Annotated in this window: 9 protein-coding genes; 6 read left to right on the forward strand and 3 right to left on the reverse strand. The window is 63.8% G+C overall.

Going from position 1 to position 9,538, the window contains the following annotated elements:
• Positions 1-348 precede the first annotated feature (348 nt).
• From AAGD32_17805 to AAGD32_17830, 6 genes are all read left to right on the forward strand, one after another.
• The gene (locus tag AAGD32_17805; protein ID MEM8876103.1) at positions 349-1,242 is read left to right on the forward strand and encodes a hypothetical protein; all 894 of its coding nucleotides are present in this window, start codon (positions 349-351) and stop codon (positions 1,240-1,242) included.
• Between the two features lie 57 nt (positions 1,243-1,299).
• Positions 1,300-2,019, forward strand: a complete 720-nt coding sequence (locus tag AAGD32_17810; GenBank protein MEM8876104.1) for a hypothetical protein — start codon at positions 1,300-1,302, stop codon at positions 2,017-2,019.
• Between the two features lie 122 nt (positions 2,020-2,141).
• Positions 2,142-2,861, forward strand: coding sequence for a hypothetical protein (locus AAGD32_17815; GenBank protein MEM8876105.1), 720 nt, complete (start codon positions 2,142-2,144; stop codon positions 2,859-2,861).
• Positions 2,858-3,667: a type II secretion system protein gene (locus AAGD32_17820; protein ID MEM8876106.1), complete on the forward strand. Its 810-nt coding sequence runs from the start codon at positions 2,858-2,860 to the stop codon at positions 3,665-3,667. Before AAGD32_17815 ends, AAGD32_17820 begins: the two co-directional genes overlap by 4 nt.
• A gap of 36 nt (positions 3,668-3,703) precedes the next feature.
• Positions 3,704-3,919, forward strand: a complete 216-nt coding sequence (locus tag AAGD32_17825) for a hypothetical protein (protein ID MEM8876107.1) — start codon at positions 3,704-3,706, stop codon at positions 3,917-3,919.
• 61 nt (positions 3,920-3,980) lie between these two features.
• Positions 3,981-6,599: a M28 family peptidase gene (locus tag AAGD32_17830; GenBank protein MEM8876108.1), complete on the forward strand. Its 2,619-nt coding sequence runs from the start codon at positions 3,981-3,983 to the stop codon at positions 6,597-6,599.
• Positions 6,600-6,911: 312 nt separating this feature from the next.
• On the opposite strand, the gene AAGD32_17835 is transcribed toward AAGD32_17830, so the two are convergent.
• The 3 genes from AAGD32_17835 to AAGD32_17845 all read right to left on the reverse strand — a co-directional run.
• The gene (locus AAGD32_17835) at positions 6,912-8,090 is read right to left on the reverse strand and encodes a serine hydrolase domain-containing protein (protein MEM8876109.1); all 1,179 of its coding nucleotides are present in this window, start codon (positions 8,088-8,090) and stop codon (positions 6,912-6,914) included.
• Positions 8,087-8,794 (reverse strand): hypothetical protein, encoded by a 708-nt coding sequence (locus AAGD32_17840; protein MEM8876110.1) that lies wholly within the window; start codon positions 8,792-8,794, stop codon positions 8,087-8,089. The genes AAGD32_17835 and AAGD32_17840 overlap by 4 nt, the downstream gene beginning before the upstream one ends.
• On the reverse strand, positions 8,703-9,538 hold an 836-nt coding region (locus tag AAGD32_17845; protein MEM8876111.1), incomplete at its 5' end, for a GC-type dockerin domain-anchored protein. The genes AAGD32_17845 and AAGD32_17840, both read right to left, overlap by 92 nt.

Genomic DNA, 9,538 nt, shown 5'->3' on the forward strand with positions numbered 1-9,538 from the left:
AGCGCGACCTTCTGGGCTCGCAGGATGCCGATCCCGCGACGAGTTCCGCGTGAGCGGGTGCAAGCCGGGCGTCGTTGTCCGATATCTGCTAGTCCTTCCGCATACATGTTCTCGCAGAATCGGAAAAAATTCAGCCTGGCAGGACTAGACGGCCCATTTTCAGCCGCTTAGCCTATCCGCGTTGAGACTCGATCTCAATTGTAGCCGGGATGTGCTGATGTCCCGCGAGCCCCTTAGGCCCCGACGCGACCGATCGGTTTCCGATCGGAATGGACCTGACGCTCGGAACGCTTCAGCTGGGCCCCACAGGACCGGGATGACCACCCGGCCGACCTGGGAGGTTCAGGCATGCACCGCTGTTTCATCGGCGTTGGCCTCGTCGCCGCGTCTATCGCGTCTGGATTGCAAGCACAATCCGCGAGCTTTTCTGTCAGCAGCATCGGCCCGGCAGGCGGCCTCGGCGACCCGGGGAACGGGACCGCCTCCGGTGCCTTCTCCGAGTCATTCGTTGCCCGAAGCCTGTCGTGGTCGGGCACGCTGACCAGCGCACCAAACTTTTTCTTTTTCGAGGAGGATGTCTTCGCCTCGGTGCAAGGGCCCAACGGCCTCGAGTACACGGGACCGATCGCGGGCCAGCAGGGCATCGTGCTCGGCGAGACACCGTTCAGCGGCTGGTCTTCCGGCTTTGCGCCGGCGAGCGTGAATGGCGCGTGGTCGCTTGAGGCGTACACCCCGAACACGTTCCCTGACTCAACCAACTGGTCGATCAGTGAGGCAGAGTTCGGTTTCAATGCGTCGCTCTTCCCGGCGTCGACAAGCGTCGGCGTCGGTACAAGCCTCGCCGAACCGATCAGCGAGGGTGAGATACAGTGGTACGACATCGCTCATACCGGCGGCGCGATCCAGTTCTCGACCGCGGGCAGCACCATCAGCGAGCTTGACGGCGGCATCCAGACAGATGACACGCTGATCGCGTTGTTCGACTCGACGGGGTCGCTTGTCGAGTTCAACGACGACGGTGCCGGCGACTTCACAAGCCTGCTGTCGTTCGCCGACCTCGCCGCGGGTGACTACTGGCTCGCGGCGACAGGCTCGACGCTCGGCACGCGGGTCGGCGATTCGTTCATCTCAACATCGCACGACGGCGTCGGCACGATCAGCCTCTCGGTTGCCGTGCCCGCGCCGATGACGACTGTCCCAGTCGCAGTGCTGGCGATCGCCGGGGCTCGGCGTCGCCGCTGATGCTCAGCGGCACATGTGTTCACATTTCACAACGTATCAATCCAAGGAGAGACTGACATGGGTACGTTCACTGGTCTCGCTGCGTGTATCGCAGCCGCGGCCGCGGGCACAGCGCTCGCCCAGCCTTCTGAAATTCTCGTTGCCCAGGACTACATGTCCTCGGGTTTCTTCCAGAGCGATTTCTTGCGTGGCGAGGAGGCCGGCAGCAGCCGAGCGACCAACCGCGTCACATCGCCGTCGATTTTCGGCGTCACGGGTGAGACCGCGTACTTCGCGTTCGACTTTGATCCGTCGGCGTTCAGCGGGCCGGTGCCGCAGGCGACGTTCCGAGTGGAGAATGCGAGCACGGGCTTCTTCCCCGACGTTGACGCGGCCAACCCCGCCGAGATCTCGCTGCACAGCCTCACCGCGGATCCGCTGGCCACGATCGACCAAAATCTTCCGAGCGGTCCTGGTTCGTGGATCGACTTCCGTGATACGCAGATCACAACGTCCAGCATCGTGTCGACCTCGACCGTCGATGGCTTCGGTGTGTTCGAATGGGATATCACCGGCCTCGTCAACGAGTGGATTGCGAACGGCGACGCGAACTTCGCCTACACGCTCGGAAGCAGCGCGCTGCTCGACCCCGAGGGCGGCGCGGCAGTCGCATTCGTCAACTCGTCTTCGAGCGATCTTGCGGGCGATGCGGTCACTGCCCGGATCGTGATCCCCGCTCCCGCATCGGCTTTGCTCCTCGGCCTGACAGGGCTGACCGCCGCTCGCCGTCGGCGCTAACGACTCGCCGCGATGGCGGGGATCGCGTCGGGCGGCTCTGTCTTGTTGACACCCGTTCCGTACCCCGTCATCGCGGCTTTCCAGATGTTCCGCATCACACCCTCCATGCCAAAGGAGACGTTATGAATACTGCATCCCTGACCGCCGTCATCGCCTCGGTTGCCACCGCTGGGGCGGCAAGTGCCGATTTCGTTTCGCCGGACAGTTTCGGGTGGTCTCGCGGGACCGACAATTCGTTCTACGCGGAGTGGGACTTCTTCGAGAGCCCGACCGGTGGAAACCTGCCCGATGTCGGTCAGTTCCCGAGCACGCTTCCGTCGGGGTGGACAACGCCCGATGTCGTCGAGACGTCGGGTACGTCGTTCGTCACCAGCGGCGGGAACATCTACTCGTTCTCTGCCGCGACCGAGTTCGAAGTCACCATCCCGAGCTACGGGCCGCAGAACGGACTGCGCGATCGCAGCAGCGGCACCACCGTTCTCGTGCAGGCACGCACGCTCGGCAATGAGATGGACTACGAAAGCATGCGGATCGGCGGGTTTGATCCCGTGGAGATCGTGGAGTTGAACAGGGATGCCGTTGGCGGAACTTTCGGCGGCACGCTCGTCGACACACTCTTCCGCTTCGAGATCCCGGACAGCCGCAACGAGTACTTGATCGAATTCGAGGCGATTGCTTCATCCATGAGCCTGGACCGCCTTTCGATCGATACGCTGACCTTTGATACGCTGAGGATCGCACAGTCCGACGCAGTGCGCGTCTTTGGTCCGGTCCCCTCTCCCGGTACCGCTACTGCGGCCGCTGCGCTGCTCGCCATGGGCGGTGTGAGGCGCCGTCGATGAAGGCTCGATCGGGCTTCACACTCATCGAGTTGCTTGTGGTCATCTCGATCATCGCTCTTCTGATCGGGATCCTGGTGCCGTCGCTCCGGTCGGCACGGGATACGGCCGAGGCGGTCAAGGCGTCGGCCGCGGCCCGCACGTTGATGCAGGCCCACGCCTTGTACGCGAACGATCACAGCGATTTTGTGATCCCGGCGTTTCTTCGGCCGGAAGACGCCGTTGGCGTAACCGATGAGTTCGGGCAAGAACTCGGCTCCCCGGTCAACGAGCGATGGGCCTACCGCCTCGGGCAGTACTTCGACTACGGCTGGGCGGGAACCACACACATCGGCGAACGGGCGGCCGTTGTCAAAGATCGCGATCTCTATTTCGCTGACGGCAACACGGCCGGGTGGGCCTACGAGATCAGCGTGTTTCCATCCTTCGGCATGAACCGCCGCTTTGTCGGCGGAGACTACCGGAACAGCAACTGGATCAAACGGAACCAGCACATCCGTAAGCTGGGCGATGCCCAGCAGCCATCCGGGCTGATTACATTCGCATCGGCGCGTTTCTTTGTCGGCCCGACGCGCGTGGACGGCTATCTGGTCGTCGATCTCCCGCCGCTCGACGCCCGTTTCGACGAAGAGACCCCGACGATGGTGCCCGCAGAGTCGTTCGGCCGGGTCCACCCTCGGTACGCAGGGTCGGCCGCGGTCGGCTGGCTCGATGGTCACGCGGGGCTGCTCAACGAAGACGGGCTGCTCGACCGGCGAAACTGGTCGGACCCGGCTCGCCGGGCTGGTGATCGGGACTGGCAGCCATAGCCAAGCGAGAGTGGGATGCGTAAGCCGGCATCGGACATGACGCAAGACGAGATCAATGACTTTTGCCGTGCCGCTTCGGCGGTCTACTACGCGATCGTGCGGGCCCACGTCGATAGAACCGGCGAGCCCGCGATGCTGCCGGATCTGCTCTGCCCGTGCGGGCGGGTGCCGCGTGTGTCGGAATACGATAAAGCGACGCTGGAGGAAGCGGAGAAGTTCTTGCTCCGGCTGGGTCTTATCGGAGAGCACTGAGATGCATCGAGTACATCGGCGACGTGGCGTGATCGTGCGGTCCCGGTCGTTTGTTATCGCCATGTTCTTGGCGGGCGTCTGTCTTCTCGTTGCGACGGCGGCGGGGACGGCACGGGCCGATCGCCCGGAGGTGGAATACGAAGCCGGTCTGATCGAGCGGCCCGCCGAGCGGCTCTTGGGCCGCCGCCTCAGCGGCCGCTTCGGTGCGTGCTTCTGCATGACGCGTGCCGAGTCGTGTTCGACCTGTGTCCAGCCCGACGATTCTGCGGGCAACGAGCCGTTCTTTGCGACCGAGCCGGTTCGGCTGACGTCGCCGCAGCAGTTCTCTCGAGCGGGCGAGGCGTACTTTTCGCCCGATCGGCGATGGATCATCTTCCAAGCCGTCCCCGTGGAAGAAGAGACCGGTGGGTCGCCCGTGTACGCCATGTTCGTCGCCCGGCTTCAGTACGACGACCTCGGCAACCCGACCGGGCTGGATGATCCGATCCGTCTGTCGGCGCCGAAGTCGGCCAACACGTGCGGCTGGTTCCATCCGACATTGCCGGGCGTTGTGCTCTATGGATCAACGATCGTTGAGCCGTCCAACGCTGATAACGCGGCGTACCAGCGTGACAACTCACGGTATTCCTGGGAGTTTCCGAGGGAGATGGAGATCGTCTCGCAGACCGTCAGCACGATCGTCGCGGGCGAGGTTGCCAACCCGCGGCTTCGGGACGAGCTTCTCGCGAGACCGGACCTCGACTCGCCTGTGCCGATTTTCTCGCGCGATGGCTACGACGCCGAAGGATCCTGGTCGCCCGATGGCCGGTTCATTCTGTACACGCACGTCGATCCGGGCGATGAAGACGGCGATCTGTGGATCTACGACATCGCCAAAGACTCACACACCCCGCTCATCACCGAGCCGGGCTATGACGGCGGGCCCTTCTTCTCACCCGACGGCACGCGCATCACATACCGCTCGGATCGGGATCTCAACGATCTGCTCCAGTTGTATGTCAGCGATCTTGCGTTTGGCCCCGACGGCTCGCCGACGGGCATCGCCAAGGAAACCCGACTGACCGACGACGGCCACGTCAACTGGGCACCCTACTTCCACTACCCGACGGGCGAATATCTGCTCTACGCGACGTCCAATGTGTCTCATCGAAACTACGAGGTGTTTGCGATCCCGTCGCGGCTCACCGCTGCTGGCGAGATGCCGACCGCCGTGCGGATCACTAACGCGCCCGGCTTCGACGGGCTCCCTGTGTTCTGCTCCAAAGGCGAGCTGGTGATGTGGACCGGCCAGCGTGATGCGCCTCAAAGCACCGGTCGGCGGTCCTCGCAGCTGTACATCGCGCGAACGAGCGCGGTCGTCCCCGAAGGGCTCGAACTCGAGTCCTCGGATCGAACCGGGCCAGCCGTTGCCGAAAGCGGTTCGCCCGTTGCCGATGCGATGTCGTCGGTCTCGGCGAACGCCCGCACGTTCGGCGAGCACGCGACGGTGCTCGCGAGCCCGTTCATGCAGGGCCGATTCCCGGGAACGGCCGGCATCGAACGAGCCGAGGCATACATCATCGATCGCTTCGAATCGCTCGGGCTCGCCCCCGCGTTCGGGCGGGAAGAATCGGCGACATACGCGCAGCCGTTCTCGTTCGTCCTCCGCTCGCACGGTCACGGAGCCGAAACGCCTGCCGAGCCGATCGAGGCTCGCAACATCGGTGCGGTCCTGAAGGGTCGGGGCGAGCTGGCGTCGCGGTTCATCGTCATCGGTGCGCACCACGATCACCTCGGCGACGGCATCGTCGGCTCGCTCAGCGGCAAGGGCGAGCTTCACGAAGGCGCGGACGATAACGCATCGGGCACCGCAGGGGTGTTGCTCGCTGCGCAGACGCTTGCTGGTATGTACGCCCAGCTGCCGCCGAGCGCCGACGCCCGCTCGATCATCTTTACGACGTTCTCCGCCGAGGAGGTTGGCCTCAACGGCTCACGGCACTTTGTGCAGCACCCTCCGAGACCGCTCGATCATATTGACCTGATGATCAACTTCGACATGATCGGCCGCGTGACGGGCGATCGAGTGTCGGTCAGCGGCGATGGAACGTCAGATGCCCTTTCGGCAATCATCGCACGGGCCGCGAGCGAGACGCCGCTCGAAGTGCTGCGTCCCGGTGGACTCTCCGCACGGTCGGACCATGCGGCGTTTTATGACGAAGAGATCCCCGTCCTGTTCTTTACGATCAGCCCGTTCCACAGTGACTACCACACGCCCGCGGATGAATCGTGGAAGCTAAATATCCGGGGCGGCGCGCTGATCACCGAACTCGCGTCAGCTATCGCGCTCGAAGCGGCCCAGCGGTTTGACGGTCTGTCATTCCAGGAGATCGAGGGCTATGACCGCGGCCCGTCGATGTCGATGGGCTCGATAAAGGTCCGCTTCGGCATCATGCCCGGCAACTACAACGACAGCGAGCCCGGTGTCGCGGTCCAACGCGTCAGCCCCGGCGGCTCGGCCGAGAGCGGCGGCGTGCTGGCGGGCGACCGCCTCATGGCGTGGGACGGCAGCGACATAGATAGTATTGGCGGCTGGATGGAGCTGATGGCAGATCACGTTCCGGGAGATATCGTGACCGTGACGGTTCTGCGGGATGGTCATCCGCTAGAACTGCAGGTCACACTGCAGGCTTCCAAGCCTTAGCAGAACTCGCGACAGAGTCCGAAGAAACGCCAGAAACAACACGTCGTTTCCTGCTCTCTCGTTGATCAGAGGATCAAATCAGGTGCCAGTGCGGCGCGAATCAACAATCAAACACGAGCATTGGGGCAACCAGAGCTCTCGAAAACAACGACGTACAACCGTATGGCGCACTGTCTAGTGTGGTCCAAGTCGCGGTGTCGAAACGAGGCCGTCGAAGAGAGCTGACTACTCGTTTCCGACCTTGCCGCGCGGGTGGCATCGTGTACTTTCTTCGCTTTGCGGCACAAGCTTCGGTTGCTATCAGAAGGCAGCTCACCAGCCACCCCAACCCGGCGGGGCATACGACCGGTCGAGCAGGTCGCGGAGTATCACAAACATGATCGCGTTGGCCGGCTCCTCATAGTTCGGGCTGCTGTAGAGGTTCGCGAGCACAACAACTGTCAGCATCTCTTCTGGCACGTGGAATGCCGAGACCTGGTAGCCGGGGACGTGCCCGTTGTGACCGATCGCGCCCATGTAGTTGATGACGCCGAGGCCGTAGCTGTAGTCCACGGGGTAGCCTGAATCGCGCCAGATCATCTGCTCCCGATGGCTCGATTCGCTGATCAGCGCACCGGTGACGATTGCGTCGAGCAGCGTGCGGACATCATCGAGCGTTGAGACCATTGCTCCTGCGGCGTGCCACATCGAGGGCGACGCGTCGGTGACGTCGTATGGGATGGTGCCCTTGCCGACCCAGAACTTCGGGCCGGTCTCGTCGCCGTACTGGTAGCCGGTCGTTGCCGGAGCCGGTATCGCTGCATCGGTCGAGTAGAACGTGCCGGTCAGACCGAGCGGTCTGGCGATTCGATCTTCGATCACCGCCGCGAGCGGTTTGGACTCCACGCGCTCGATCATCTGCCCGAGCAAGATGTAGTTGGTGTTGCTGTACATCCAACCATCTCTGCCGGGTTTGAAGTACGGGCCTTCCTCGAACGCCAGGTCGAGTAGCTCCTCTTCGGTCCATGTCCGCGTTGGTTCGTTCGCGAAGGCGTCCTTGACGTCCGAGATCGCGATGTAGTTTCGCAGCCCGCTGGTGTGCTGCGCGAGCTGCCTGAGCGTGATGACATCGCCGCCCGGCACGCCGTCGATGTATTGGCCGATCGGATCATCGAGCGAGACGTGGCCCTCATCGACGAGTTGGAGAATGACCGTTGCGATCACCGGCTTGGTCAGGCTCGCGATCCGGAAGTGATGGTCGGTTGTCATCGGCTCGCCGGTCTCGAGCGATGCGATGCCGAAGGCTCGGTCGATGAGCGGCTCGCCATCGCGATAGACCGCGACGACCGCGCCGGGCAGCGCCAGGTGCTCTCGGGTGATCTCGATCTTCTGCTCGAGCGACGCCTCGGCCGGGAAGCTCGGCGGGCGGCTCGAACTGCACCCAACCAGGGCGATTCCTGTCGCGAGGACTGCGATCGATGAAATGAGTCGGCGGCTTACGGCGTGCGTCATTGGTCGTCCCACCAGTCGTTGGTGGCTCCGTCTTGCGGGTTGGGATCGAGTGTGCCGAGCGAGAGCGGAGCTTGCTCGGGTCGTGAGAATTTGGTCGTCACCGCGTTCGATGAAACATGCCCGTCGGCCCAGAGCACGTTGCTCTTCGAGGAGCCGCCGTGCCGGCCGTGCACCGTGTTGCCGGCGGTCACTCGGAAGTTCGGATCGTTCGCGGGCGGTTGCAATTCCCACTGCGGCCAGACCTCGGCGATGCCGCCGGAGACGAGGTCGGTGCTCGCCTGTCCGCTATCGGCAAACAGCACGGTCCGCGCCGGGCTGCCGAGCTGCGAGACCTGCTTCGATTTCCACACGCCGCCGCCGAGGTTCGCGCCGAGCATGCGGCCGTTGTAGCCATAGTGGACAACCAGCGGCAGCGCGAACTCGCTGAAGAACGGCGTCGTGAGTCCCCAATCGATCGCGGCTTCGGGCGTGTCCCACGACGGGCAGCCCGCGATGGTCGAGACATAGTCGAGATACCGGGACAGCGAGCCGTTGGTGAACGCCCGGTCGATATCGCCCGAGACCTGCGCCCAGCACCACGAGACGTTCGCGCCAGCGCCGGGGTTCAAGGGGTCATCGAGCGAGGCGTCGACCGTGTTGTGCGGCGGCAGCAGGCCGTTGAAATCCAGCCCGTACAGGCTGACCGCGAGACCGAGCTGCCGCACGCGCGAAGCGCACTGCACCTGCCGCGCGGTCTCCCGGGCTGAGCCGAGCGAGGGTAGCAGGATGCCGATCAGCAGCGCGATAATCGAGATGACGACAAGCAGCTCGATGTGCGTGAAGGCGCGGCTTGGGCTTCCGATGGGCGGGGCCACGTCTGTCGCAGCCCTGGCCGAAGGCCGCGACCCAGGCGAAGAAGTCGGAGCCATCGACCGAGCCATCGCGGTTCACATCGGCGACCGGATCGAGGCTGCCGAACGCGGCGACCCAGGCGAAGAAATCGGAGCCGTTGAGGTCGCCGTCGCCGTTGACATCGCCGGGGCAATCGTCTGTCGCGATGCCCGCGATGGTGCCCGTCCGGTTGAAGACGAGTCGCGTGTCGGTCAGCAGGCCCAGCGGCGACGGCGTGGTCTGTGTCACATCGACGTCAAACGTGAACGTATCGCCGCTGATCACCAGCCCGCCGGGCGTGTCATAGGTGTTCCCGAGCGGGATCTGGCCGGCGAAGCTGACCTCGATCGAGACATCCGCGACCAGTTCGATCGACACCGGGGTGCCGTCTTCGAGCGTCAGACCCGGACCGCTCGGATTGTTGACTGAGATCGCGTGCGTCCAGCCGGCGTTGCCTACGCCACTGCCTGTGTTGTGAATCGAGTTGAGCGAGGAGAAGGCATCGCCATCGATTTCGACGGTCAGATCAGCGGCGGCCACCGTCTCGATGCCGACGCCCGTGATCAGCGAGGAATCGA

This window comes from Planctomycetota bacterium (assembly GCA_039182125.1).
Lineage (GTDB): Bacteria > Planctomycetota > Phycisphaerae > Tepidisphaerales > Tepidisphaeraceae > JBCDCH01.

Bases quoted from the DNA above. Each gene is read 5' to 3' on its own strand.
- AAGD32_17805 (MEM8876103.1), top strand. From the start codon at position 349: ATGCACCGCTGTTTCATCGGCGTTGGCCTCGTCGCCGCGTCTATCGCG.
- AAGD32_17810 (MEM8876104.1), top strand. From the start codon at position 1,300: ATGGGTACGTTCACTGGTCTCGCTGCGTGTATCGCAGCCGCGGCCGCG.
- AAGD32_17815 (MEM8876105.1), top strand. From the start codon at position 2,142: ATGAATACTGCATCCCTGACCGCCGTCATCGCCTCGGTTGCCACCGCT.
- AAGD32_17820 (MEM8876106.1), top strand. From the start codon at position 2,858: ATGAAGGCTCGATCGGGCTTCACACTCATCGAGTTGCTTGTGGTCATC.
- AAGD32_17825 (MEM8876107.1), top strand. From the start codon at position 3,704: ATGACGCAAGACGAGATCAATGACTTTTGCCGTGCCGCTTCGGCGGTC.
- AAGD32_17830 (MEM8876108.1), top strand. From the start codon at position 3,981: ATGTTCTTGGCGGGCGTCTGTCTTCTCGTTGCGACGGCGGCGGGGACG.
- AAGD32_17835 (MEM8876109.1), bottom strand. From the start codon at position 8,090: ATGACGCACGCCGTAAGCCGCCGACTCATTTCATCGATCGCAGTCCTC.